Genomic DNA, 26,114 nt, shown 5'->3' with positions numbered 1-26,114 from the left:
TCAGCGCGCGGTGGCTTCCTGCGCGGCGAGCACTTGTTCGACTGCCTTCTCGAAGCGCTTGACGCCTTCGTCGAGCAGGTCGAACGGGATCACCAGCGACGGGACGAAGCGCAGCACGTTCGGGCCGGCGATCAGCATGATCAGGCCTTGCTCGGCTGCTGCATTGACGAAGTCCTTCGCGCGGCCGTCGAACGCGGCGGTAAGTTCGGCGCCGACGAGCAGGCCCTTGCCGCGGATGTCCTTGAAGATGCCGAAGCGTGCGTTGACGCGTTCGAGTGCACCCTTCAGGCGCACGCTGCGTTCGCGCACGCCTTCGAGCAGTTCCGGGTCGCCGATCAGTTCGACGACCTTGTCGGCGATCGCCGACGCGAGCGGGTTGCCGCCGTACGTCGTGCCGTGCACGCCGACCTTGAAGTGCGCGGCCAGTTCGTTCGTCGTCAGCATCGCGCCGATCGGGAAGCCGTTGCCGAGCGCCTTCGCGGTCGTCAGGATGTCCGGCGTGACGCCCGTGTCCATGTACGCGTAGAACTGGCCCGTGCGGCCGACGCCCGTTTGCACTTCGTCGAAAATCAGCAGTGCGCCGTTGGCGTCGCACGCTTCACGCAGCGCCTTCAGGAACGCCGGATCGGCCGGGATCACGCCGCCTTCGCCTTGCACCGGCTCGACGATCACCGCGCAGGTCTGCGGGCCGATCGCTGCCTTCGCGGCTTCGATGTCGTTGTACGGCAGGTGCGTGATGCCGGCCGGCACCGGGCCGAAGCCTTCCGAGTACTTCGGCTGGCCGCCGACGCTGACCGTGAAGAACGTGCGGCCGTGGAACGACTGCACGAACGAGATGATTTCGGCTTTGTCGGCGCCGTGGCGATCGAACGCGACGCGGCGGGCGAGCTTCAGTGCGGCTTCGTTCGCTTCCGCGCCCGAGTTCGCGAAGAATGCGCGGTCGGCGAACGTCAGCGATTCGAGGCGCTTCGCGAGGCGCAGCACCGGCTCGTTCGTGTAGCCGTTGCCGATGTGCCAGAGCTTGCGGCTTTGTTCGTCCAGGACCTTCAGCAGTTCCGGGTGGCCGTGACCGAGGGACGTCACCGCGATGCCGCATGCGAAATCCACGTACTCGCGGCCGGCCGTGTCCCACACGCGGGAGCCCTCTGCGCGATCCGGCACGAACGGGGCGGGAGAAAATACCGGCACCATCACTTCGTCGAATGTCTGGCGGTTCACGGTCGAGGTCGTCATGGTCGTTCCTTTCGGTTTCGTAAGAGGGTTCAACAGGATCAAGTTTAGGTAAGGGTGACGCAAGCGTCTTGCGGAATTGCGACGGGTTCTATCGGAAGCCCCTTTTTCCGCTGCTATTTTGCCCTTCCGGGCGGGGAGCTGTGGGTTTTGGTGTCGGGGTGGTTCTTTTGGGGTCGTTCGCTTGCGGCGGCGTGAAGCACCTGTGATGGTGTCGGTCTATTAGCGTCGCCCCTGCGCGGGGCGGCGGTTACTTTTCTTTGTCTTGCCAAAGAAAAGTAACCAAAAGAAAGGCGCTCGGACAACGCATGACTTCCCGGTGCCGTGGCCCTCTGAGTGGCCCCCGCCTAAGTGTCCGCGCCAGGCCAGAACCCGGAGTGGTTCGAGCAATGGTTCCGACACCACTCACCACCCAACAGAGCGGTATACCCCCCGCTAGCTCCATCCTCGCTGCGCTCGGCTGCAAGGTACGCCCCCCCTCAAGCAGCGCTGTTGGTCGGCTTGACGCCACGAATCCAATGTACAAGCAACCAGTCATTCTCAACACCCACACGAATGACGCAGCTGCCAACCGAGGAATAACGCAGCCAGCACATTGCCTGGCGACACCGTCCAATGCGCTCCGGGCGGCAAACAGCACACCCAGCGCGACAATTCCATCTCAAGCACTTCGAACAATATCGAGATGCGTCCTTGTGCCCTGCCGCTACGATTGTGACTTTCCGAGAGGGCCAAACGATGAATAGAAGAATTGCAGTCGTGGGCGACAGCCTTTCAAGCGGCGGATCAATTAGCCCATACAGCGGACCACCGTTCCTGGTCCACGGGCATCAAGCAGCCTTGATCGGCGGGAGCGTGTTCTGCATTGCATGTCAAAGCACCGGCATCATCGCAAAAGCTGGCGGACCATATCGGCTCAAGTTTCGAGGGGAGGTCGCACTAGACCGCGATATTGTCCTGTGCGGCTGCTCGACTCCGCCGAGCATCGTTGCTTTGCTTGCCGGCGAAGCCTGGTGTGATGACGGGCTAAAAGGACTCGGAGAGGTCATTTCGAGTCGAACGATGGCGGGCCGCGTCGTGTCGGTCAAGAAAGGCGCATTTGACGAGCAGGTCGAGGCAAAGACTAGCGGCAGTGCCGCTCAGGGGCCAGAGGGTTACCCCTATTACATCGAGACAGCGGACGGTCGCATCCATTCCGGCGTGCTCGACGCAAGCGGCGAGCTACCGCGCGTCCACACCGGTGACGGATCCGGAGACTACACCGTCTACTGGGGAGATGAAGCAATTGCAAAAAAACACGACGGGGTAAGCCATGCCTAACCCATCCACGAATGTCCGCACGAACGACACACCAAAATCAAAGAAATCTGTACAGCTCAAAGCGTTGTCCTTCCAAGAGCTTTGGAACGCATACCCGAAGAAAGACCCCTACGACGACCCCACTGGCGAATATGAGAATCAATGCGCTATCCGCATGAGCGTGACGTTTCACGGCGTCGGAAGCGACATGAAGTCGTTTTCGCAACATGTGTTGCAGCCGATGCCGGGAAAGAGAACGTTGGGGCGTCTGATACTTGGCGGCAAAGCAACGGCGACGCGCGCGTACGAACTGGCCGAATGGCTAAAGCTTCGTCCATTCCTGGGGCTTGGCAACCCGGAAAACATCACCGGCCCGGATTGGCAAACCAAGATAAAAAACCGAACCGGTATCATCTACTTTTTCGGCTACTGGCGACAGGATGGCGACTCAGCCGACGCGCTGAGCGGCGGTCATATCGACCTGTGGAACAAGGACACGCTTACGCCATCCGTCGTGAGCTTCTTACGCTTCCGCATTGGCATGTCGCAATTCAGAAACCCGCTGACAAACGGCAACTGGTTCTCCGATCTCGCCAATTCGAAAGAAATCCTTTTCTGGGAAGTGAAATGAAACGGATGGCGCTTGCTGTACTCGGGTTCGTATGGGGCTTGCTCATTACATGGGCGACCATCTACGTCCTCAATCACATCCATTGGACCGAGATGAAATCGCATGCAACGGGCTGCGATGACATGGAACACTGCACATCGCACACGAAGTTCGTGTGGGGCATGCTTGCCACGTTGCTATGGCCCGCTGTCGTGTGTGCGGTATTAAACGCGATAGCGTATAAGCGGTGGCCGGGGCGTTACTGGAGGTGGGCATTTTTCGTAGTAACGTTGCTTGCCATACTGTTCTACGGAAAGCCTTACGTCGTACCCTACCTGGGCCTCACCGACTAGCTGCGCCATTCTTGGAAGTCGGGTGTGCGCTCTAGATCGCCGCTTGGCAAGGCTGCCGCAAACACTGTCCTTAGCGCATTGAAGCACCTTGCAGCCGAGCGTAGCGAGGATGGAGCTGGCGGGAGGTATACCGCTCTGTTGGGTGGTGAGTGGTGTCGGAACCATTGCTCGAACCACTCCGGGTTCTGGCCTGGCGCGGACACTTAGGCGGGGGCCACTCAGAGGGCCACGGCACCGGGAAGTCATGCGTTGTCCGAGCGCCTTTCTTTTGGTTACTTTTCTTTGGCAAGACAAAGAAAAGTAACCGCCGCCCCGCGCAGGGGCGACGCTAATAGACCGACACCATCACAGGTGCTTCACGACAAACAAAAGCGAACCACCAGAAACTCACTCCTTCCCATCGCGCTCAACAAGCGCGCCGCCCCGGGGCTCCGCACCGCCGCCAGTCTGCTTCTCGAGCCACGCTCGCCGATCCTCCCGAGGCGTCACCCCAAACCTCTCCCGATAAGCATTGGAAAAATGCGCAGCAGAAGAGAACCCACATGCAAGACTCACCTGCACGACGGATTTGCTCGTACGCTGCAACTGCGTCCGAGCCTTGAGCAACCGAAGATTGAGGTAATACTTCGACGGCATCGCCCCAAGATACTGCCGAAACAACCGTTCCAACTGTCGGCGCGAAACGCCGACCAATTCGGCGATCTCATCGGTCGTCAACGGATCCTCGACATTGGCTTCCATCAGCAGCAACGCATCGTTCAACTGAGGATGCCGCTCGCCGGGCGCGGTCACGAAAGGAATCCGCTGGCGTTCCTCGCCGCTCCGCAACGTCCCCGCACCGAGCGCATCGGCGATTCTCTCGGCGAGATCGACGCCATGTTCCCGGCCAATCACGGCCAGCATGAAATCAACGGTGGTCTGCCCGCCGGCACAGGTCGCCCGATCGCGATCGATCTCGAAGATCTGCTGCGTGACGATCGATCGCTCGAACTGCTCGGCGAACTGCTGATACGTCTCCCAGTTCACGCTCACGCGATACCCTGAAAGCTGACCGGCCATCGCGAGCCACCACACGCCGTGATGAATGCCGGTGACGAGCGGCGTGCGCTGCCCGACCCGCGCGAGACTCGCGAGAAAGAGCCGGTAATCGGCAAACTGCTGGAACCGCTCGGACACGACGATCAGCCAGTCGCACGCGATCGCATCGTTGAACGCCGCATCGGCATGCCACTGCGCACCGCCCGCGAGCGGCACCGGCCGCCCGTCCCACGAACAGACCTGCCAGCGATACAGCAACCGCCCGTCGATCTCGTTCGCGAGATTCAGCGCATCGACGATCGGGCCCACGCCCGACATCGACACGGGCGGCAATGCAACGATCGCCACCTGCGTCGTGCGGGTGGCGCCTGCGGGACGAGACACCGGTACCACGTATGAAACCCGCCCTGTCGCGTTACTTGAGACTGCCCGACAGGAACTGCTTCAGCCGCTCGCTCTGCGGGCGCACCAGCACCTCCTTCGGATCGCCCTCTTCCTCGGTCCGCCCCTGATGCAGGAACATCACGTGGTTCGACACGTTGCGCGCGAAGCCCATCTCGTGCGTGACGACGATCATCGTGCGGCCTTCCTCGGCGAGCTTCTGCATCACCTTCAGCACTTCGCCCACGAGCTCCGGGTCGAGCGCCGACGTCGGCTCGTCGAACAGCATCACGTCCGGATGCATCGCGAGCGCACGCGCGATCGCGACACGCTGCTGCTGGCCGCCCGACAGGTGCGACGGATACTGCTTCTCGACGCGCGGCGGCAAGCCGACCTTTTCCAGGTACTCGCGTGCGCGATCCTCGGCTTCCTTCTTCGAAATGCCGAGCACGTGCAGCGGCGCTTCCATCACGTTCTCGAGCACGTTCATGTGCGCCCAGAGGTTGAAGTGCTGGAACACCATCGCGAGCTTCGTGCGGATGCGCTGCAACTGCTTGTGATCGGCGACTTCGAGCGCACCGGCCCGGTCGGTCTTCGTGCGCACGGTCTCGCCGTCGACGACGATCTGCCCCGCATTCGGCCGCTCGAGAAAATTGATGCAGCGCAGGAACGTGCTCTTGCCCGAGCCGCTCGCGCCGATGATGCTGATGACGTCACCGGCCTTCGCATTCAACGACACGCCCTTGAGCACCTCGTTGTCGCCGTAGCGCTTGTGGATATCGACCGCCGCAAGCTTGGTGGAAGCGGAAGCGCTCGTTTGAGTGATCTCGGCCAACTGGCTCTCCTCGAAGTGAAATCAATGACGGCCGGCCGCGAGATACGCAAGCCAGTGGCGCTCCGCACGGCGAAACGCCGCGACGAGTGCGAAAGATACCGCAAGATAGATCAGCGCGGCGATTCCGAACGACTGGAACGCCATGTAGGTCGCGGAATTGGCGTCGCGCGCGACCTTCAGAATGTCGGGCACGGTCGCCGTGAACGCCACGGTCGTCGCGTGCAGCATCAGGATCACCTCGTTGCTGTACAGCGGCAGCGCACGACGCAACGCCGACGGCAAAATCACGCGGCGGTACATCGTGAACGACGTCATCCCGTACGCACGCGCGGCCTCGACCTCGCCGTGCGGAATCGCGCGGATCGCGCCCGCGAAGATCTCGGTCGTGTACGCGCAGGTGTTCAGCGCGAACGCGAGAATCGCGCAGTTGAAGCCGCTGCGGAAGAACGCGTCGAGCAGCGAGTGCGAACGCACGAACTCGAGGCTGTACATGCCCGTGTACATCAGCAGCAACTGCACGTAGAGCGGCGTGCCGCGGAACACGTACGTGTAGAACCGCACGGGCATCGACACCCACTTCTTCCTCGACACGCGCGCGACCGCGAGCGGCACCGCGCACACGAAGCCGAGCGAAATCGACGCAACGAGCAGCCACAGCGTCACCGTGAGGCCGGAGAGGCGCTGGCCGTCCCAGTAAAGGAACGCCTTGCCGAATTCCTGGAGGATCTCGATCATAGTTCTGCGTGCCGCACGCCCATGGAATAACGCTTCTCGAGCTGGATCAGCACGAGGTTGGAAACGGTCGTGATCGCGAGATAGATCAGCGCCGCGACGAGGATGAAGAAGAACATGTTGAACGTGCTCTTGCCGGCGTCCTGCGCGGCCTTCACGACGTCCGCAAGGCCGATGATCGACACCAGCGCGGTGGCCTTCACGAGCACCTGCCAGTTGTTCCCGATCCCAGGCAGCGCAAAACGCATCATCTGAGGAAACATGATCCGCGCGAACACGCGCGCGCCGCTCATCCCGTACGCGGCACCCGCCTCGAGCTGGCCGCGCGGCACCGACAGGAACGCGCCGCGAAAGGTCTCGGTGAAGTACGCGCCGTATATGAAGCCGAGCGTCAGCACGCCGGCCACGAACGGGTCGATGTCGATCTGGTCCCAGCCGACGAGGTCGGTGAACTGGTTCAGCCAGATCTGGATGCTGTAGAACAGCAGCAGCATCAGGACAAGATCGGGCACCGAGCGGATCAGCGTCGTATAACCGGTCGCGATCGCTCGCAGCACCCGGTTGTGCGACAGCTTCGCCACCGCGCCGATCAGCCCCAGCACCACCGCAGTGGCGAGCGACAGCACCGACAGCTCGATGGTCTGCACGGTGCCGGCCCAGAGGACAGGACCAAAGCCGTAAAGGAACACGCGCGTCTCCAGAGTTGGAATGGATGCCGGCGCGTATGCCTGTCCCGCGCCGGGTTGACGCGGATAGTCGCAAGCGAAATTGATTGCCTCAAATCACCTTGCACGCGATTGCTGCATTGCAGCAACCCGCCCCACCATTTGCGATGCAATCTACGCCGCTGTTTCAAAAGGGAAAAAGCCGCTTCCTGACAGTCGGATGACACGCAGGGAAGCGGACTTTTTGCAATTTTCCGGTCGCTTTTTCGATATAGCGCCGGCGGCGGTTTACCGCCCCTTCAGGATGTCGGAGCGCGAGGTCGTATAGACAAGCCCGTCCGGGCCGAAATGGACGTTGAAGAACGCGTCGGTGTTGACGCCGTCCTCGAGCCAGCGCCAGCTCCAGACCGTCTCGGGCTTCAGCGGGTACTGCGCGATGTCGCCGGGCTTGCCGAGCAGGCGCCGCACCTCGTCCTCGTTCATCCCGGGGCGCACCTTCGCGAAATTCTCGGCGGTCAGCACCTGCGTCGCGCCCGTATAGCGCCCGTTCGCGTCGAGATCGACGAACCACGTCTGGTTGCCCATCGGGCCGCGCGGATATTCGAGGCGCTTCGAGCCATCGGTGAACTCGCGCTCGGTCTCGGGCTTGCCCATCGTGCCGCGCACGTCGGCCTCGGTCGATTCGCCGACCTTCAGCCCCTTCAGCAGCAGCGGCGCGGGCTTGATCGCATTGAAGAAGTCCCTGATGCGTTGCACGTCGAGGTTACCTTGCTTGTCGTCGCAGCCGGTCAGCGCCAGCACGGCGGCCAGCATCGTCACGGGAAGCAGCCGGAAACGGAAAATCATCGGAAGAAATGCACGTCGAGAAAACACGCGGCAAGCATACCCGTGCGGCGCCAAAAGCGCGAGACGGGCGCGCGGCCCGTCTCGTGTTCAATGCGTCGTTTCAGTTTCAGTTTCCGGTTCGGTCACGCGGCTCGTCGCGTGCGGCACGGCCGGCGGCACATTGACGCGGCGGCGCGTGCGCACGAGTTCGGCGAGTTGCCACGAACCGAGCGCCAGGCAGCCGAACAGCACCTCGCGGCCACGCTTGACCAGCGCGAGCGACAGCGCCGTCTCGCGATCGACGCCGAACATCTGCGCGAGCAGCACGACGGTCGCCTCCTGCACGCCGAGGCCGCCGGGCACCATGAACGCCGCGTGCCGCACGGCCTGCGTCATCGCCTCGATCGCGATCGCGCCGCCGATCGACACCGGATGGCCGAGCAGCGCGAGCGCCCAGTAGATCTCGAGCGCACCGAGCACATAACCGGCCAGTTGCCAGAAGAACGCGCTGAACAGCAGGCCCGTGCGCGACATCAGCCCGTCGATGTCGGCGTCGAGCCGGCGGCCGTCGACCCCCTGCAGCAGCCGGTGCGAATCGCCGAGCAGGCGGCCCGCGAAACGCTCGATCGCGTGGAAGATGCCGCCGCGGCGCATCAGCACGACGCCGAGCACCGGTAGCGGCAACGTCAACAGCAGCGCGAGGCCGATCGTGCCGCCGCCCATGTTGTCCGTCGTCGCGAGCAGCAGCACGAGGCCGAGCGCGGCGAACGCATACTGGACGACGATCGTCACGAGCACCTCGACGATCACCGACGCCGTCACGCGGCTCGCGTCGGGTACCTGCCAGCGCGCGAGCCGGATGCCGACCAGCTCGCCGCCGATCCCGACCACGGGCAGCAGCCGGTTCACGGCCTCGCGCACGGTCGCGATCCACCACAGGAACGGCAGCGAACTGCGCCGGTCGAGCAGCAGGTGCCACGCGTACGCATCGAGCAGCAGCGGCAGTGCGTGGAACGGCACGAGCCACAGCAGCGCGTAACCGGCGCGCGCGAGCATCTGCGACACGTCGCCGACGCCTTCGTGCAGCCCCAGCGCGAGCAGGATGCCGATACCGATCGGCCAGCCGAGCCACTTGATCCACTTGGTCATGACGGCTGCGCTCCCGGTGCGCGCGGCGCATGCGCGCCCCGCCGTGCCGCGGGCTGGCCGAACACGTCGGCAAAACCGCCGGTCGCGACGCCCGCGGCCTTCAGCGCGGCCGCGACGCGCGGCGACAGCAGCGCATCCAGTTCGTCGACCGGACGGTAGCCGGCCATCGTCGGCGTGATCGGGCCGTCGCCGGCCTCGGCCGGATGGCAGTAGATCTCGCCGACACCCGGCGGCAGCGACGCGAGCGCGTCGAGCAGCACGGCCTCGTCCATCGCGCCCGTGTGCTCGATCCCGACCACGTAGTCGTTGTGCGCGAGCCCCGCGCGGTCGAGCCGCGCGCGCACCAGCGCGATCCACGGCTTGAGCAGTGCGGGCGCGGTCGTTTCGTACGGCAGCCGCACCGCACGCAGCCCGTAGTCGCGGCCGATCTCGATGATCAGCGACAGCACGGTCGGATGCAGGTGGAAATGCTTGTGCGCGTTCACGTGGTCGAGCGGCAAACCGCTCGCCGCGAACGCGTCGAACTGCGCGCGGATTTCGCGGCGCAACTGCGCACGCACGTGCGGCAGGAAGAAAAAGCGACAGCCGTCCTTCGCCATCGCGTCGCCGAAGCGCCCGTCGGGGCCGACGAGCGCGGGAATCTCATGCGCGGGCAGCGTGGTCGGCCCGTCCGCGAGGACGAGATGCAGGCCGACCGCGAGCGACGGCAGCCGCCGCGCGCGTTCGATCGCATCCTGCGCGGCGGGCGCGCCGACCATCAGGCTCGCGGCGTTCAGCACGCCGTCGCGGTGCGCACGCTCGACCGCCGCGTTGACGCGCGGGTGCAGCCCGAAGTCGTCCGCGGTAAAGATCAGCGCCCGCGCCGCCCGCTGCGTCGCCACGAATCAGGCCTCGTGCGCACGCAGGAAGCGGAAGAACTCGACACCTTCGCGCAAGCGGCGCTTCATCATGTCCCAGCTCGTCAACATCTCGCGGACGATTTCCCAGATCTTCGACGGACGGAAGTAGAACTGGCGATAGAACTGCTCGAGGTGGTGATAGATCTCGTCGCGCGACAGGTGCGCGTAGCCGATCGCCGCGAGCTGCACGCCTTCCTTGCTCACCAGGTTGATGGTCTTGTTCTCTTCCATCCAGCCGTTTTCCACGGCCTGCTTGTAGAGCGTCGTGCCCGGATACGGCGCGGCGAGCGAGACCTGGATCGTGTGCGGATTGATTTCCTTCGCGTACTCGATCGTCTTCTTGATGGTTTCCTGCGTCTCGCCCGGCAGGCCGAGAATGAAGGTGCCGTGGATCTTGATGCCGAGCTTCTTGCAGTCCGCGCTGAAGCGGCGCGCGAAATCGGTACGCACGCCCTTCTTGATGTTCACGAGGATCTGGTCGTCGCCGGATTCGAAGCCGACCAGCAGCAGGCGCAGGCCGTTTTCCTTCATGACCTTGAGCGACTTGTACGGCACGTTGGCCTTCGCGTTGCACGACCACGTGATGCCGAGCTTGCCCAGACCGATGGCGATGGCTTCGGCACGCGGCAGGTCGTCGGTGAAGGTGTCGTCGTCGAACATCAGTTCCTTCACTTCCGGCATGTTGTCGCGGATCCACTTCGCTTCCGCGAGCACGTTCTCGACCGAGCGCGTGCGGTAGCGATGACCGCTGACCGTCTGCGGCCACAGGCAGAACGTGCAGCGCGACTTGCAGCCGCGGCCCGTGTAGATCGATACGTACGGGTAGTTCAGGTAGCCGATGAAGTAGTTGTCGATCTTCAGGTCGCGCTTGTAGATGGGCGCGACGAACGGCAGTTCGTCCATGTTCTCGAGGATCGGACGCGCTTCGTTGTGCTCGATCGAGCCGTCCTTCGCGCGCCAGCTCAAGCCCTTGATCTCGGGGAACGGCTTGCCTTCGGCGATTTCCTTGCAGGTGTAGTCGAATTCCTCGCGGCACACGAAGTCGATTGCGTCGCTCGCCGTCAGCGAGTTGTGCGGATCGACCATCACCTTCGCGCCAACCATGCCGACCAGCATCGACGGCTTCATCTTCTTCAGATCCTGCGCGAACATCGCGTCGGTCGGGAACGACGGCGTGCTCGTGTGGATGATCACGAGGTCGTAGTCGTTCGCGATCTTCAGCGTTTCCTCGACCGACAGGCCGTCGGCCGGCGCATCGAGGACGCGGCTGCCCGGCACGAGCGCGGCCGGCTGTGCGAGCCACGTCGGATACCAGAAGGAACGGATTTCGCGCTTCGCCTGATAGCGCGAGCCGGCTCCGCCGTCGAAGCCGTCATACGAAGGGGCCTGCAAGAACAGCGTTTTCATGAGTGCTCCGGTAGCCTGCATAGTTCGATTCGTTACAACGATTCAGTCAATAAACCGCGGGCCGCCCTGCCGGCGCCCGCCTCTCTGTCATGTCGCGCCGCGCGGCCTCGCCACGCAACGCGTCTCGGCCCTCGGGCCGGTTCGATCGGGAACGGCCCTAACGGCCGTCCACCGCTTCCACCGCCGTCGCGCGTTCGCCGCCGACGACCGTCATCCTTGCACCGCGCCACACGACGTGCGTGCCGAACGCGGCCGCGAGCCACTCGAGCGCGAGCAGCGTGTCGCGTACTGCGACGAGCGGCAGGTCGCGCCAGAATGCGCGCCAGCCGTCCTCGCCGCGCGCGTGCAGCACCAGCCGCCCGAATGCGCCGACCACGGCCGCCCCGCCCGCCAGCGTGCCGGCGAAGGTGCCATCGAGACGCAGCGCAAGTGCCGCGCCGATCGCGAGCCACGGCACCGTAAACGTAATGAACAGGAACGCGAAACCAGCCGGGTTCAGCGAACGGATCGTGCGCAGCCAGCGCGTCTCGCGGTGCCACAAAGGCCCGAACGACGGTTCGATCACGTCGGTCGCGACCTCGACTTCCGACAGCACGGTGCGCCGCCCGAGGCGGCGCGGCAGCTCGGCAAGCCAGAAGTCGTCCGCCAGCTCGTCCTTCAGCGCGAGAAAACCGCCGATCCGGTCGAGCGTGTCGCGCGTCAGCGCGAGCGTCGCGCCGAAGCCGAAGCGGCTCGAGCGGCCGAGGTGCGTGATCCGCACCGACGGCGCGAACCAGGCGTCGACGAACTGCGCGCCGATCCGCGTCCAGAACCCGCCGACGCTGCGCGCATGATACAGGCACGTGACGACACCGACCGACGCATCGGCGAGCGGTGCCGTCACGCGCTCCAGGTAGTCGGGCTTCACCGCGATGTCGCTGTCCGCGATCACGATGCGGCCGTATTTCGCGCGCTCGGCGAGATTGATCAGGTTGCTGACCTTCAGGTTCTTGCCATGCACGCGCGAATCGACCACCAGCGTGATGTCGCACTCGGGATAGTCGGCGCGCAGCCGCTCGACGACGGCAATGGCCGGATCGGCCGCCGACTGGACGCCGAACAGCACTTCATACCGCGGATGACGCTGCTCGCAGAACGTCGCGAGGTTTTCGTACAGGTGCGGCTCCGCGCCGCACAGCGGCTTGAGCACGCTGACCGGATCGAAGCCGTCGCGCGCGGCCGTGCGCGGCGTGCGCGGCCGCGGCGCGAACGCGGCGACGAGCGCATAGCCGGCCGCGGCCAGCGTGAACACGATCAGGAGCCAGTCGAGCAGCGTTGCGGTTTGCGTCATGCGCAACGCCTCCCGGCGACCTGATCGCCACGGAGAACGCTTGAGCGTGATTCAGCGTGATGCGGTATTCCGACAACGACGAACGCGGGCACGACCCGACTCCTTGTTCCAGCAGCGTCTGTGTATGGGGGAGGCACGACCCATTCCTCGGGTACGACCATGCCCGGCTTCGCTTGGCGCATCTTCGCGCGCCGCCCGGACGGGATGCGGGAAGACTCGAATGGCTACCATCGGCACAACATGGGCAGGCGCCGGATTTTAGCAGCCTGCGGCATACCGCGCTCGGCACTACGAGAAACGGACTGGTGCAATTCCGGCAAAGCTGTGCTGCCGGAGAACCATTTGGGCGCAACCGCGTTCACGTTAGCGTAAGCGCTTTGCAGGCGTATTGCAGTCTTGAAAATCAAACGTTTCGTGCAAATTTGTAGGTCGATGCGGATTCACATCCAATCGCCGTAAAGATTGGTAATTCTTTGGCGATTAGCTTTATTTTTGCAACAATGACCCAAATCGCCCCGGCACCCCTGAAAGGCGCATGGGTATCGGCGCGTCGCAAGCACGTTCCGGAACCCTTTGGCAAAATCCTTGGCATTTGTTGCGTAAGCGCATCACCGCGCGCCCCCACTCGAAGGCCACCCGATGACTCCGTTTTCCGTACTCGATCTCGCCCCCATTCCGGACGGCGCAGACGCCTCCCAGGCTTTCCGCAACACCGTCGATCTCGCGCAGCATGCGGAACGCTGGGGCTACCAGCGCTACTGGCTCGCCGAGCACCACAACATGCCCGGCATCGCGAGCGCGGCGACCGCCGTCGTGATCGGCCATGTCGCGGGCGCCACGAAGACGATCCGCGTCGGCTCGGGCGGCATCATGCTGCCCAACCACGCGCCGCTCGTGATCGCCGAGCAGTTCGGCACGCTCGCGTCGCTGTATCCGGGGCGCATCGACCTCGGCCTCGGCCGCGCGCCCGGCACCGACCAGACCACGTCGCGCGCGCTGCGCCGCGACCTGATCGGCAGCGCCGACTCGTTTCCGGACGACGTCACCGAACTGCAGCGCTACTTCGCGGAGCCGGTGCCCGGCCAGCGCGTGCGTGCAGTGCCCGGCGCAGGGCTCGACGTGCCCGTCTGGCTGCTCGGTTCGAGCCTGTTCAGCGCCCAGCTCGCCGCGATGCTCGGGCTGCCGTTCGCGTTCGCGTCGCATTTCGCGCCGGATTACCTGATGCGCGCGCTCGAGATCTATCGTGCCCAGTACCGGCCGTCGGCCGCATGGCCGAAGCCGCACGCGATGGTCGGGGTCAACGTGTTCGCGGCCGATACCGACGACGAGGCGCGGCGCCTGTTCACATCGCTGCAGCAGCAGTTCATCAACCTGCGGCGCGGCACGCCGGGCAAGCTGCCGCCGCCCGTCGACGTGCTCGAGGCGAACGAGCTCGAACTCGCGAACGTCGCGCATTCGCTGTCGTTCGCGGCGGTCGGTTCGCGCGACACGGTGCGCGACAAGCTGCGCGACCGCATCGCGCAGACGGGCGCCGACGAAGTGATCATCACCGCGCAGATCTACGATCACGCCGCGCGGCTGCGCTCGTTCGAACTGGCCGCGCAGATCCGCGACGAGCTCGCGAACGAGGCGCGCTGACGGTACTGGCGCGGGCGGGCTGCGGCCCGCCCCGCGTCACTGCGGGTGCACGGCTTCCAGCCCGTCGAGCAGCGCCTTGTGGAATGCGTCCGGATCCTGGATCTGCGGCGCGTGCCCGAGCGCCGGGAATTCGACGAGCTGCGCGCCGGGGATCGCCGCCTGCGTGCGCTTCGCGAGTTCCGGATAGTGGCCGAGCTTCGCGTGCACGTCGGGCGGCGCGACGTCCTTGCCGATCGCGGTCGTGTCCTTGTCGCCGATCATGAGCAGCGTCGGCACGCGAATCGCACCGAGTTCGTAGACCACCGGCTGCGTGAGGATCATGTCGTAGATCAGCGCGGAGTTCCACGCAACCGCATCGCGACCGGCGCCGCGATACATCCCGGCGAGCATCTGCACCCAGCGCTCGTACGACGGCGACCACTTGCCCGCGTAATACGTCGACTGTTCGTAGCGGCGAATGCCTTCGGCCGTCGTCTTCAGTTCGCGCGCATACCAGTAGTCGACCGACAGCGGCGGCACGCCGAGCGCCTTCCAGTCCTCTAGGCCGATCGGGTTCACGAGTACGAGCTGGTCGGTCGCCTTCGGATACATCAGCGCATAGCGCATCGCGAGCATCCCGCCCGTCGAGTGCCCGACGATCGTCGCCGCTTTCACGCCGATCGATTCCAGCAGCGCGTGCGTATTGCGCGCAAGCTGCTGGAAGCTGTACTGGTAGCGATCGGGTTTCGACGACTTGCAGAAGCCGATCTGGTCCGGCGCGATCACGCGATAGCCGGCACGGCTCAGCACGCCGATCGTGTCTTCCCAGGTCCCCGCGCAGAAGTTCTTGCCGTGCAGCAGCACGACGGTGCGGCCGTTCGGGTGTGCCGGCTGCACGTCCATGTACGTCATCTCGAGGGTTTCGCGCTGCGATGTGAACGCGTAGCGATGCACGGGCTCCGGGTAGTCGAAGCCTTCCAGCCGCGGGCCGTACACCGGCCCGTCGTTGCCGGCGGGCACCGGGGCGGCCTCGGCCGCGGAGGTCGCACATGCGAAGGCAATGCCCGCGCCAAACAGGGCAGCGCGCGCGACAGACAACAACTTGCAAATCGGAAGCATGGCGGTCACGGTGATTGGAAACGCACGCGGGCAGCCGGACGGCGCCGCGCCCCGCGATTCTACGCGGTCGCGTGACGACGGCGCGCAACACCGGCGCCGCGCAACTTCCGCGTGCGCGACGAACTCGGGTATCGTGTGACGTGACCCTGAAACGCGTGCAGGCGAATTCCCATGAAAAACGTCCTCAGCATTCAGTCGCACGTCATCTACGGCCATGCCGGCAACAGTGCGGCCGTGTTTCCGATGCAACGCCTCGGCGTCAACGTCTGGCCGCTCAATACCGTCCAGTTGTCGAATCACATGCAGTACGGCCACTGGGCCGGCAGCGCGATCGATGCCGCGAAGATGGAACAGCTCGTCGACGGCATCGCCGCGATCGGCGCGCTCAAGCGCTGCGACGCCGTGCTGTCCGGCTTCCTCGGTTCGCCGCCGCAGGCACGTGCGGCAGCCGAGATCGTGCGCACGGTGAAGGCGATGAATCCGAACGCGTGGTACTTCTGCGATCCGGCGATGGGCCAGACGGGCGGCATCCGGCCCGAACCCGGCGTCGAGGAATACATGGTCCAGGAGATGCCGGCGCTCGCGGACGGCATGTCGCCCAACCACACCGAACTGCAGAAACTCGCCGGGCGGCGCATCGAAACCGTCGCCGAAGCCGTCGACGCGTGCCGCACGCTGATCCGCCGCGGCCCGCAGATCATCCTCGTCAAGCACCTGCACGACCGCAACAGCCCGGCCGATCGTTTCAACATGCTCGCCGTCACTGAAACCGAGGCGTGGATCGGCCAGCGTCCGCTGTACGCGTTTCCGCGCCATCCGGTCGGCGTCGGCGACCTGACCAGCGCGATCTTCGTCGCGTGCCGGCTGCGCGGCGACTCCGTGCGCGCCGCGTTCGAGCACACGCTCGCGGCCGTGCACGCGGTCGTGAAGGCCACCTACGACGCGCGCCGCTACGAGCTCGAACTCGTCGCCGCGCAGGACGAAATCGCGCGCCCGAGCGAATGGTTCGGCGCGTGGGTGACGGACGCCTGACGCGTCGGCACCACCCGCCGTTTCAGCGGCGCAGATCGCGCGCCGCCCCGCTTTCCCGACCCGCTCCTCCCGCACGCCGCCGTTGGCGCGACGCATCCCGATGCGGCTTCGACGCGGATGCAAACGTTTCCGGACTTCACATGAATGACACCGATTTCTCGCTATGCTCGCGGCGGCACAAACCGGCGCAGCCGCATCCTGCGACCCGGGCGCGCCCTTCCCGTAGGCCCCGCCAATCGGCTCCCCCCTTTATCACACGATAACGACCATGACCCGATCGAACCGTCGTGACTTCCTGCGCGCCGCCGCCGGCACTGCCGGCGCCGCTGCGCTGAACCTGTTTCCGCCCGTGATCCGCGATGCGCTCGCGATTCCCGCGAACCGCCGCACCGGCACGATCCGCGACATCGAACACATCGTGATTCTGATGCAGGAGAATCGCTCGTTCGACCACTACTTCGGCACGATGCGCGGTGTCCGCGGCTTCGGCGATCCGCGCCCGCTGCGCCTCGCGAACGGCAAGTCGGTGTTTCACCAGCCGGTCGGCCCCGCCGAACTGCTACCGTTCCACCCGGGCGCGGACAAGCTCGGCCTGCAGTTCCTGCAGGACCTGCCGCACGGCTGGCAGGACATGCATGCCGCATGGAACAAAGGCCGCTACGACCAGTGGGTGCCGAACAAGGGCACCACGACGATGGCGTACCTGAAGCGCGACGACATCCCGTTCCACTACCAGCTCGCCGACGCGTTCACGATCTGCGACGCGTACCACTGCGCGATCCCGAGCTCGACCGACCCGAACCGCTACTACATGTGGACCGGCTACGTCGGCAACGACGGCACGGGCGGCGGCCCGGTGCTCGGCAACGAGGAAAAGGGCTACGCCTGGACGACCTATCCGGAAGTGCTCGAGCAGGCCGGCGTGTCGTGGAAGATCTACCAGGACATCGGCACGGGGCTCGACGCGAACGGCTCGTGGGGCTGGACGCAGAACCCGTACATCGGCAACTACGGCGACAACTCGCTGCTCTACTTCAACCAATACCGCACCGCGCTGCCCGGCACGCCGCTGTACGACAAGGCGCGCACCGGCACCAACATCAGCGCGGGCGGCACGCTGTTCGACGTGCTGCAGCAGGACGTGAAGAACGGCACGCTGCCGCAGGTGTCGTGGATCTGCGCGCCGGAAGCGTATTCCGAGCACCCGAACTGGCCCGCGAACTACGGCGCGTGGTACATCGAGCAGGTGCTGCAGGCGCTGGTGTCGAATCCCGAGGTGTGGAGCAAGACCGCGCTGTTCATCACGTACGACGAAAACGACGGCTTCTTCGACCACGTGCAGCCGCCGTTCGCGCCGCAGTCGCGCGACAACGGGCTGTCGACCGTCGCGACGACCAACGAGGTGTTCGCCGGCGACGCGTCGCACATGGCGGGCCCGTACGGACTCGGGCCCCGCGTGCCGATGCTGGTCGTGTCGCCGTGGACCAAGGGCGGCTGGGTCTGCTCGCAGACCTTCGATCACACGTCGCTGCTGCAATTCATCGAGGCACGCTTTGGCGCGCAGCATGCGGTCGCGGCGGCGAACGTGTCGCCGTGGCGCCGCACGGTGTGCGGCAACCTGACGTCCGCGTTCGACTTCTCGACACCCGACGCAAGCTGGCCGCAGCTCCCGGACACGAGCGGCTACGCGCCGCCCGACCGCACCCGGCACCCCGACTACATCCCGGTGCCGCCGGTCGTCCAGCATCTGCCGAAGCAGGAGCACGGCCTGCGTCCGGCGCGCGCGCTGCCGTACGAACTGTTCGTGCACGGGCGGATCGACGACGCGAGCGGCCAGTTCCGGCTGACCTTCGCGAACACCGGCACCGCGGGCGCGGCGTTCCAGGTCCAGGCGCGCAACCGCGTCGACGGCCCGTGGGCCTATACGGTCGACGCCGGCAAGCGGCTGTCCGACACGTGGAGCCCCGCGCCGTCGCTCGGCCTGTACGACCTCGACGTGTACGGCCCGAACGGCTTCTACTGCCACTTCCGCAGCCCTGCCGCGTCGGCGGTCGGGCCGGCGAGCGTCAACCCCGAGGTGGTCTACGGCTACGACGTCGCGAACGGCAACATCACGCTGCGCCTGATGAACCGCGGCCACCGGACGGTACGGCTCAAGGTGACGAACGCCTACGGCCACGGCCATGCGCGCGAGTTCGATCTCAAGCCTGGCACCCACGTCGACGACTACTGGGACCTGCGCGGCAGCCACGGCTGGTACGACCTGACCATCAGCGACGGCAAGCCGCTCGGCTTCCAGCGCCGCTTCGCCGGCCACGTCGAGACCGGCCGCCCGAGCACCAGCGATCCGCTGATCCGCACGACCGCGTCGCATCACGACGAGCAAGCCGCATCGGACGCACTGTCCGACTGACGGTATCCCCCAGCGCGGCGCGGCCCCGGCGGGTCGCGCCGCGCGTCTGCCCCGCGCCGTACCCCCTCCTCCCCGCCCATTCCGTTCGCGACGGGAAACTCCCGATACCGGCCGCCACCGCACGCGCGGAAGCTATGCGCAAATCCTCACCGAATGCGCGGCAAATTGCCAAGACCCGTGCATATCGGCGACCTATATATCGAGGCGATCGGGGCTCTTCGTAGAGCCTGACGGGAGATTCTTCCGAGGCGCACGATGCCAACCTCCCCGCCCGATTCCGAGAAGCGGTCGAACCGCCCGCCCGTCGCACGCGCCCGGCTCGCACGAGCGCGTGCGGTACCCACTCGCAGGTGTCGAACAAGAGGAACAACATGAAATTCCGCCATTCCCTGCTGTCGGTGTCGATTGCATCCGCGCTTGCCCTCCTCTCGCAACAGGCCGCCTGGGCCGCCGACGCAACCGACGTGAAAGTCGGCTTCGCCGCGCCGCTCACGGGCGTGAACGCCGGCTACGGCAAGGATCTGCAGAACGGCGTGCAGCTCGCGCTCGACGATGCCGCCGCACAGAAGGTGCAGATCGCCGGCAAGCCCGTGCATTTCAATCTCGTCGTGCAGGACGACCAGGCCGACCCGCGCATCGGCGTGCAGGCCGCGCAGGCGCTCGTCGACCAGAACGTGTCGGTCGTGGTCGGCCACTTCAACTCGGGCACGACGATTCCGGCGTCGGTCGTCTACGACAAGGCCGGCATTCCGGTGATCGACCCGGCCGCGACCAACCCGACACTGACGTCGCGCGGGCTCGCGAACATGTTCATGGTGATCGCGACCGACGGGCAGAACGCCGGCAACGCGGGCAAGTACGCGGTCGACGTGACCAAGGCGAAGCGCATCGCGATCATCGACGACCGCACGGCGTTCGGCCAGGGCGAGGCAGACGAGTTCGAGAAGGCCGTGAAGGCCGCCGGCGGCACGATCATCGGCCGCGAGTTCACCAGCAACCAGGCGGTCGACTTCCGCGCGCAGATCACGAGCCTGAAGGGCAAGAACCCCGACCTGATCTTCTTCGGCGGTCTCGATTCGCTCGCCGCGAACTTCATCAAGCAGATGCGCCAGTTGGGGCTGAACGCGCAGTTCGTCGGCGGCGGCGGCGTGAAGGACAACGAGTTCATCAAGATCGCGGGCCCGGCCGCCGAAGGCGCGATGGCGTGGGAATACGGCCAGCCGCTCGACGAGCTGCCGCAAGGCAAGGACTTCGAACAGCGCTTCAAGAAGCGCTTCGGCGTCGACGTGCTGTCGTACGCGCAGTTCGGCTATGACGCGGCCTGGGCGGCGATCAAGGCGATGCAGGCGGCTGGCTCGACCGACCCGAAAGTCTATCGCCCGGCGCTCAAGAAGATCGACTTCGAAGGGGTCACCGGCCGCATCTCGTTCGCGAACGACGGCTCGCTGAAGAGCGGGATGTCGACGCTGTACCAGGTGAAGAGCGGTGCGTGGAAGACGATCGTGACGAAGGGAGGCTGATCGGCTTATTGGTGGCGGCGGCCGGCGGCGGTAACGCCGCCCGGCCCTGCGGATCGATGAAGCCACATCGATCTTGTATGACGACTGATATTCAGGCGATCGGGCGAGGCCAGCGGCAACGCAGGCCGTGCAGCCCGGCGCGTCAGCTGGCCTGCGTGTCGCGCTCGGCTTCGGCCGCCTCGTGCGCGCGGCGCAGCCGCTCGCGGCTGTTGGTGAGGTGCGTGCGCATGGCCGCGCGTGCGGCCTCCGGATCGTGGCGCGCGATCGCCTCGTAGATATCCTCGTGCTCATGGTTCAGCCGGCCGACATAACGCTCGAGATCGTCACCGGCGAAGCGCGCCGAATTCACGCGCGTACGCGGGATGATCGACGTGCCGAGTTGCGACATGATGTCGACGAAATAGCGATTGCCGGTGGACTGCGCGATCTGCAGGTGGAACTGGAAGTCGAGCTGCGCCGTGTCGCGGCCGCCGCCCGCGCCCGTCGCGATCGCGTCGAGCGCGCGCCGCAGCGCGGCGAGGTCGGTATCGTTCGCGCGCTGCGCGGCGAGGCTCGCGCACTCGCTCTCGAGGCTGATGCGCAGCTCCAGCACCGCGAGCACGTCGCGCAGCGTCGTGATCGTCGCGGGATCGATGCCGAGCGTCTGCCGGCGCGACGGCTCCAGCACGAAGCTGCCGATGCCATGGCGCGTTTCGACGAGGCCGCTCGCCTGCATCCGCGAGATCGCCTCGCGCACGACCGTACGACTCACGCCCTGCGCCGCCATGACTTCGGTTTCGGTCGGCAGCTTGTCGCCGGGACGCAGCGTGCCGTTTTCGATCTGCGCGGTCAGCGCGTCGACGACATCTTGTGCGAGGCTGCGTGCGCGACGGCGCGGCGCTGCGGGAAACGTAGGCACGGACATGAGGCCGGTTCCTTTTTGAATGATCGTAATATGTGGGCCGAGGGTTTACGCGGGGTTTGAGCGAAAGCCGATGATTCATTATACTGCGTCACAAGTCATCCGACGACTGATGATCGATGCACGGATCTCCTGTCGACTCAAGCCAGCATTTCAGCGCCTGCCCGGTCCCATGCCTTACGATCAGCCAGCGTTCGCGTTCCGCGCTCCGCTGGTTCGGTTGTCGCTTCCACCCCGTTCCGGGTTGCTGTCGACATGCAGGCCTTGCGCGCCGCGCACGTCGGTTGTCGAATGATCGCACCTCCCGCCGCGCGCGGCAAAGCTTTTGCCGCACGGCATTGCCCACCCTTTCGCCATCGCCGCCCATGAACGCCGTCACTGCCTCGCCTTCCCACGACACGCCGCGCATCGTCGACCTGCAAGCGATTCCGGTCGCCGGCCACGACAGCATGCTGCTCAACCTGAGCGGCGCGCACGGTCCGTTCTTCACCCGCAACCTCGTGATCCTGAAGGACAGCGCGGGCCGGACCGGCGTCGGTGAAGTGCCGGGCGGCGAAAGCATCCGCCGCACGCTCGACGACGCGCGCGCGCTCGTCGTCGGCCAGCCGGTCGGCAATTACCACGCGGTGCTCAACGACGTGCGGCGCACCTTCGCCGACCGCGACGCGAGCGGCCGCGGGCTGCAGACCTTCGACCTGCGCACGACGATCCACGCGGTCACCGCGCTCGAGGCCGCGCTGCTCGACCTGCTCGGCCAGCACCTCGGTGTGCCGGTTGCCGCACTGCTCGGCGAGGGCCAGCAGCGCGAGCGCGTCGAGATGCTCGGTTACCTGTTCTACATCGGCGACCGCACGAAGACCGCGCTGTCCTATCGCGACGGCAGCGGCGCGACCGACGACTGGACGCGCGTGCGCGACGAGCCGGCGCTGACGCCCGACGCGGTCGTGCGGCTCGCCGAGGCCGCGCATGCGCGCTACGGCTTCAACGACTTCAAGCTGAAGGGCGGCGTGTTCGAAGGCGCCAGCGAGATCGAGGCCGTGACGGCGCTCGCCGAGCACTTCCCCGAGGCGCGCGTGACGCTCGATCCGAACGGCGCGTGGTCGCTCGACGAGGCCGTGCGGCTGTGCCGCGACCAGCATCACGTGCTCGCCTATGCGGAAGATCCGTGCGGCGCAGAGAACGGTTACTCGGGCCGCGAGGTGATGGCCGAATTCCGCCGCGCGACGGGGCTGCCGACGGCGACCAACATGATTGCGACCGACTGGCGGCAGATGGGCCACGCGGTGCAGTTGCAGGCCGTCGACATCCCGCTCGCCGATCCGCACTTCTGGACGATGCAGGGTTCGGTGCGCGTTGCGCAGATGTGCCGCGACTGGGGTCTCACGTGGGGCTCGCATTCGAACAACCACTTCGACGTGTCGCTCGCGATGTTCACGCATGTCGCGGCCGCCGCGCCGGGCCAGGTCACCGCGATCGACACGCACTGGATCTGGCAGGACGGCGAACGGCTGACGCGCGAGCCGCTGAAGATCGAGAACGGGCTGGTGGAAGTGCCGAAGCGACCGGGGCTCGGCGTCGACATCGACATGGACGCCGTCGCGGTCGCGCACGAGCTGTACAAGCAGCACGGCCTCGGTGCCCGCGACGACGCGGCGGCCATGCAGTATCTGATTCCGGGGTGGACGTTCAACAACAAGCGCCCTTGCCTCGTGCGCTGAGCACGGGAAAGGCCGGGCGGCAAGGTCGCCCGGTCACGTCTGGCTGGCCGCGCGTGGCGGGCCGGATCTAGTCGGCCACAACTACCCAGCCAGACCTAGCTGGCCGCACCTACCCGGCCAGGCCTAGCCGGCCGCCCCAATCCCCCGCGCCATCCCCGACGCGGCGAACACGATGACGATCACGAGCACCGCCTGCCAATGGCCGATCCGCACATAGGTGCGCGCACGGCCGATATCGGGCATCTGCTGCTGCCGCGCGGCGACGCGCCACCGGATCAACCCCAGCATCGGCACGACCTCGAGCAGCAGGATCAGCACGAGCGCGGTCATCTTCAGGTGAAAGAGCGGTTCGTGCAGGTAGTACGCGGTGCCTTTCTCGAAACCACCGAACGCGCGCGTGAGGCCCGTCACGATCAGCACGAGCGCCGACACGCCCCAGGCAGCGTCAGCCTTGAATACACCGGGCAGGTCGGCCGCCTGCGCCGACGCAATGAGCCGGCGCAATGCGCGGTTGCGACCCACGATTGCGGCAAACGCAACGCCGAACGCACTCAGGTGAATGGCAGCCAGCAACCAACGGACGATCATCGTGCCTCCTTGTCGCCCGCACGCGGTGCGCGGGCCCTGTCAGACGATCTGCTTGAGCGCCGCGTCGAGCGCGAGCACCGCGACGCGGTCGCCCTCGGTCGCGAGCGGCGCGCGCATCACGATCTGCCGGTTATGGCCGACGGCCGCCGGCGAATCCCACAGCAGTTCCACCTTCGGACGCTGGAACAGGCCGCCGCGGCGCGGCGGCACGGCAGCAGGCGGCACGTCCTGCGCAGCCTGCTCGCCCGTGGCGGGCGCCGCCCGGCCGGGCCAGCGCACCGACAGCTCGCGCGCGTCGTACTGGCCGACCTTGCGGCTTTCCATCCAGACGATCGCGGTGCGCGTCAGCACGTCCAGCGAAATCGCATAACGGCCGACCGCGAAGCGGCGTGCCGCCACATTGGTCCGCCACAGCGGCCGCGGACGGCAGATCCAGACGATCGCCGCGTAGAGCGCCGGCGCGGCGACAAGCCAGCCGTTGGTCGCCGTCACCGCATGCAGCGCGCCGCGCCAGCCGGCCGCCCACGCGAACATGCCGATCGACCAGACGGCGAACAGGAAACCGATCAGCGCAAAGACGCGCAGTGCCTGGCGCAGCCACTGCGGCAGCGGATGGAACGGCCGCTCGGCGCGCGCGACGGCGCCCGGCAGCGCGAGCAGCAGGAAGATCAGCACGAGGTAGACGAACGCCCACGGCGACGACACCATCACCGACAGCGACGAGCGATAGCCCATCTGGGACATCGAGAACAGCCAGCGCGCGAGCAGCACGAGACCGATCGCGCGCAACGCGAAGATCACACCGGCGCCGGGGGCCGGCGCTGCGCGCGTGGTTTTCGTTCTCGCCAAGACTGCTCTCCTCTGGATAATCGTGCGGGGCCGGATTTCACGGCACGGCCATTATAGGGACATTACCGTCTGGACAGACGGCAGGATGGCGTGCCGGGCCGCTTCGGAGGGTGTTCGCGGTGTCGGGCGCGGCGAGAATACAACAGATCCGCGCCGCAGATGTGACAACGCCCCGCCGGGAACCCGGACGGGGCGTCGATGAAGGCCGCGCGCCGCAGCGCGGCGGCGGCCCGCAATCAGTTTGCGTTGACTTCGCGGAGCACCGTACGGCGCTTCTGGCGCAGCAGTTCCTCGTAGCCCTTCACGTAGTTCTGCGCCATCACCTTCGACGAGAAGCGGGCTTCGAACGCGGCGCGGACCTTCTCGCGCGGCAGCGTATCGAGGCGCTTGAGCGCCGCGACGGCCGACAGTTCGTCTTCGACGACGAAACCCGACACGCCGTTGTCGATCACTTCCGGCACCGAGCCGCGCTTGAACGCGATCACGGGCGTACCGCAGGCCATCGCCTCGATCATCACCAGGCCGAAAGGCTCCGGCCAGTCGATCGGGAACAGCAGCGCGTGCGCGTTGCCGAGGAATTCGGTCTTTTCGGACTCGCTGATTTCGCCGATGTACTCGACGTGCGGCAGTGCGAACAGCGGCTTGATCTTCTCTTCGTAGTACGCGCGGTCAGCCTTGTCGAGCTTCGCGGCGATCTTGATCGGCAGGCCGGCCTGCTCGGCGATGCGGATCGCCGTGTCGACGCGCTTCTCCGGCGAGATACGGCCGAGGAACGCGAGATAGCTCGGCTTCACGTTCGGGATCGGCGTCAGCAGGTTTTCCGGCAGGCCGTGGTAGACGGTCGACAGCCAGTTCGCCTGCGGCAGCGGGATGCGCTGGTTGTCGGAGATCGACACGACCGGCACGTCGCTGAACGCATTGAAGATCGGCTGCAGTTCCGGCAGGTCGAGACGGCCGTGCATCGTCGTCAGATGCGGGACCGGCTGGCGCGAGAACAGCGAGAACGGGTAGTAGTCGATGTGGCAGTGCAGGACATCGAACTCTTCCGCGCGGCGGCGCACCTGCTCGAGGAGCAGCATGTGCGGGGCCATCACGTCGCGGATCGTCGGGTCGAGGCGCAGCGCCTGCGGCCAGCAGGCTTCGAGCTTCGCGGAGGTTTGCGAATCGCCGCTCGCGAAGAGCGTGACGTCATGCCCCATCTCGACAAGTGCTTCGGTGAGGTAGGACACCACTCGCTCGGTACCACCGTACAGTTTCGGGGGCACCGCTTCATGCAACGGAGCGATTTGGGCGATTCGCATGCGTAACTCCTAAAAAATCGGCTAAAAACCAGGTATGGGTCGGCAACCTGCCGGCGGTCCGGGCTGGAGGCATTCCGTCCGAAGATCGGACGAATCGGCCTGCCGGGGGCGTCAAACCCGCGCTGCTCAAGGAGCGTCGGCGACGCGACAGGCATAGAACGTTTGAAACGAAGACCCGTTGACAGGGGTTCGTAAAAAACCTGGAATCGAACCCGGAGCCGATTATCTAGGGTTAATCCCGATACGGCGCACAACATTTCAAACACTTTACTTTGTTACAAAGGTGCAACACTTTGCAACCCG

The 26,114-nt window shown here is 65.8% G+C and carries 22 protein-coding genes; 7 read left to right on the top strand and 15 right to left on the bottom strand.

All coding sequences use genetic code 11. The features are described from left to right. Positions 1-1,233: an aspartate aminotransferase family protein gene (locus tag ACN22W_RS06000; RefSeq protein ID WP_193097949.1), complete on the bottom strand. Its 1,233-nt coding sequence runs from the start codon at positions 1,231-1,233 to the stop codon at positions 1-3. Positions 1,234-1,968: 735 nt separating this feature from the next. Here ACN22W_RS06000 and ACN22W_RS05995 point away from each other — a divergent pair. Further along, positions 1,969-2,550 carry a PAAR domain-containing protein gene (locus tag ACN22W_RS05995; RefSeq protein WP_419686757.1) on the top strand — a complete coding sequence of 194 codons (582 nt, stop codon included), beginning with the start codon at positions 1,969-1,971 and terminating at the stop codon, positions 2,548-2,550. After that, entirely contained in the window at positions 2,543-3,160 is a 618-nt protein-coding gene (locus ACN22W_RS05990; protein ID WP_419686755.1) for a type VI secretion system amidase effector protein Tae4, read from the top strand. The genes ACN22W_RS05995 and ACN22W_RS05990 overlap by 8 nt, the downstream gene beginning before the upstream one ends. Before the next feature lie 719 nt (positions 3,161-3,879). On the opposite strand, the gene ACN22W_RS05985 is transcribed toward ACN22W_RS05990, so the two are convergent. From ACN22W_RS05985 to hpnI, 9 genes are all read right to left on the bottom strand, one after another. Then, positions 3,880-4,923 (bottom strand): GlxA family transcriptional regulator, encoded by a 1,044-nt coding sequence (locus ACN22W_RS05985; RefSeq protein WP_343491728.1) that lies wholly within the window; start codon positions 4,921-4,923, stop codon positions 3,880-3,882. A 22-nt stretch (positions 4,924-4,945) separates the two neighbouring features. Next, complete coding sequence (locus ACN22W_RS05980) at positions 4,946-5,746, bottom strand: ABC transporter ATP-binding protein (protein ID WP_048249483.1); 801 nt, start codon at positions 5,744-5,746, stop codon at positions 4,946-4,948. Positions 5,747-5,767: 21 nt separating this feature from the next. Continuing rightward, positions 5,768-6,481: an ABC transporter permease gene (locus ACN22W_RS05975; RefSeq protein ID WP_419686753.1), complete on the bottom strand. Its 714-nt coding sequence runs from the start codon at positions 6,479-6,481 to the stop codon at positions 5,768-5,770. Beyond that, a complete protein-coding gene (locus ACN22W_RS05970; RefSeq protein WP_129514102.1) occupies positions 6,478-7,167 on the bottom strand; it encodes an ABC transporter permease in 690 nt (229 codons plus the stop codon). The genes ACN22W_RS05975 and ACN22W_RS05970 overlap by 4 nt, the downstream gene beginning before the upstream one ends. Positions 7,168-7,431: 264 nt before the next feature. After that, positions 7,432-7,989, bottom strand: a complete 558-nt coding sequence (locus ACN22W_RS05965; protein WP_419686752.1) for a hypothetical protein — start codon at positions 7,987-7,989, stop codon at positions 7,432-7,434. Between the two features lie 87 nt (positions 7,990-8,076). Further along, positions 8,077-9,117 carry a lysylphosphatidylglycerol synthase domain-containing protein gene (locus ACN22W_RS05960; protein ID WP_419686750.1) on the bottom strand — a complete coding sequence of 347 codons (1,041 nt, stop codon included), beginning with the start codon at positions 9,115-9,117 and terminating at the stop codon, positions 8,077-8,079. Next, a complete protein-coding gene (hpnK, locus tag ACN22W_RS05955) occupies positions 9,114-9,998 on the bottom strand; it encodes a hopanoid biosynthesis-associated protein HpnK (RefSeq protein WP_419686748.1) in 885 nt (294 codons plus the stop codon). Before hpnK ends, ACN22W_RS05960 begins: the two co-directional genes overlap by 4 nt. Positions 9,999-10,001: 3 nt before the next feature. After that, positions 10,002-11,423 carry a hopanoid biosynthesis associated radical SAM protein HpnJ gene (gene hpnJ / locus ACN22W_RS05950; protein WP_419686746.1) on the bottom strand — a complete coding sequence of 474 codons (1,422 nt, stop codon included), beginning with the start codon at positions 11,421-11,423 and terminating at the stop codon, positions 10,002-10,004. Positions 11,424-11,580: 157 nt separating this feature from the next. Then, positions 11,581-12,753 carry a bacteriohopanetetrol glucosamine biosynthesis glycosyltransferase HpnI gene (gene hpnI / locus ACN22W_RS05945; RefSeq protein ID WP_193097942.1) on the bottom strand — a complete coding sequence of 391 codons (1,173 nt, stop codon included), beginning with the start codon at positions 12,751-12,753 and terminating at the stop codon, positions 11,581-11,583. A 639-nt stretch (positions 12,754-13,392) separates the two neighbouring features. Between hpnI and ACN22W_RS05940 the strand changes: the two genes are divergently transcribed. Then, a complete protein-coding gene (locus ACN22W_RS05940; RefSeq protein ID WP_193097941.1) occupies positions 13,393-14,391 on the top strand; it encodes an LLM class flavin-dependent oxidoreductase in 999 nt (332 codons plus the stop codon). Between the two features lie 36 nt (positions 14,392-14,427). Here ACN22W_RS05940 and ACN22W_RS05935 read toward each other — a convergent pair whose 3' ends face one another. Next, positions 14,428-15,489: an alpha/beta fold hydrolase gene (locus ACN22W_RS05935; RefSeq protein ID WP_129514095.1), complete on the bottom strand. Its 1,062-nt coding sequence runs from the start codon at positions 15,487-15,489 to the stop codon at positions 14,428-14,430. Between the two features lie 171 nt (positions 15,490-15,660). Here ACN22W_RS05935 and pdxY point away from each other — a divergent pair, with 171 nt between their 5' ends. The 3 genes from pdxY to ACN22W_RS05920 all read left to right on the top strand — a co-directional run bounded on the left by pdxY (position 15,661) and on the right by ACN22W_RS05920 (position 20,454). Then, on the top strand, positions 15,661-16,521 hold the full coding sequence (gene pdxY / locus ACN22W_RS05930) for a pyridoxal kinase PdxY (protein ID WP_048249496.1): 861 nt from the start codon (positions 15,661-15,663) through the stop codon (positions 16,519-16,521). Between the two features lie 268 nt (positions 16,522-16,789). After that, on the top strand, positions 16,790-18,934 hold the full coding sequence (locus ACN22W_RS05925) for a phosphocholine-specific phospholipase C (RefSeq protein ID WP_343491732.1): 2,145 nt from the start codon (positions 16,790-16,792) through the stop codon (positions 18,932-18,934). A gap of 371 nt (positions 18,935-19,305) precedes the next feature. After that, a complete protein-coding gene (locus ACN22W_RS05920; RefSeq protein ID WP_048249499.1) occupies positions 19,306-20,454 on the top strand; it encodes a branched-chain amino acid ABC transporter substrate-binding protein in 1,149 nt (382 codons plus the stop codon). Positions 20,455-20,596: 142 nt separating this feature from the next. Here ACN22W_RS05920 and ACN22W_RS05915 read toward each other — a convergent pair whose 3' ends face one another. Continuing rightward, positions 20,597-21,358 (bottom strand): FadR/GntR family transcriptional regulator, encoded by a 762-nt coding sequence (locus ACN22W_RS05915; RefSeq protein WP_129514092.1) that lies wholly within the window; start codon positions 21,356-21,358, stop codon positions 20,597-20,599. A 362-nt stretch (positions 21,359-21,720) separates the two neighbouring features. Here ACN22W_RS05915 and gudD point away from each other — a divergent pair, with 362 nt between their 5' ends. Next, positions 21,721-23,073, top strand: coding sequence for a glucarate dehydratase (gene gudD, locus ACN22W_RS05910; protein ID WP_419686742.1), 1,353 nt, complete (start codon positions 21,721-21,723; stop codon positions 23,071-23,073). Between the two features lie 123 nt (positions 23,074-23,196). Here gudD and ACN22W_RS05905 read toward each other — a convergent pair whose 3' ends face one another. From ACN22W_RS05905 to ACN22W_RS05895, 3 genes are all read right to left on the bottom strand, one after another. After that, on the bottom strand, positions 23,197-23,661 hold the full coding sequence (locus ACN22W_RS05905; RefSeq protein WP_419686740.1) for a DUF2214 family protein: 465 nt from the start codon (positions 23,659-23,661) through the stop codon (positions 23,197-23,199). Positions 23,662-23,700: 39 nt separating this feature from the next. Beyond that, positions 23,701-24,510 (bottom strand): hypothetical protein, encoded by an 810-nt coding sequence (locus ACN22W_RS05900; protein ID WP_419686738.1) that lies wholly within the window; start codon positions 24,508-24,510, stop codon positions 23,701-23,703. Between the two features lie 236 nt (positions 24,511-24,746). After that, positions 24,747-25,811 (bottom strand): glycosyltransferase family 4 protein, encoded by a 1,065-nt coding sequence (locus ACN22W_RS05895; protein WP_006751849.1) that lies wholly within the window; start codon positions 25,809-25,811, stop codon positions 24,747-24,749. Positions 25,812-26,114 lie beyond the last annotated feature (303 nt).

It is taken from the genome of Burkholderia theae (assembly GCF_048565265.1).
Classification (GTDB): Bacteria; Pseudomonadota; Gammaproteobacteria; order Burkholderiales; family Burkholderiaceae; genus Burkholderia; species Burkholderia theae.
Note: the sequence above shows the minus strand (reverse complement) of the source record. Positions and strands in the feature narration are given on the sequence as shown.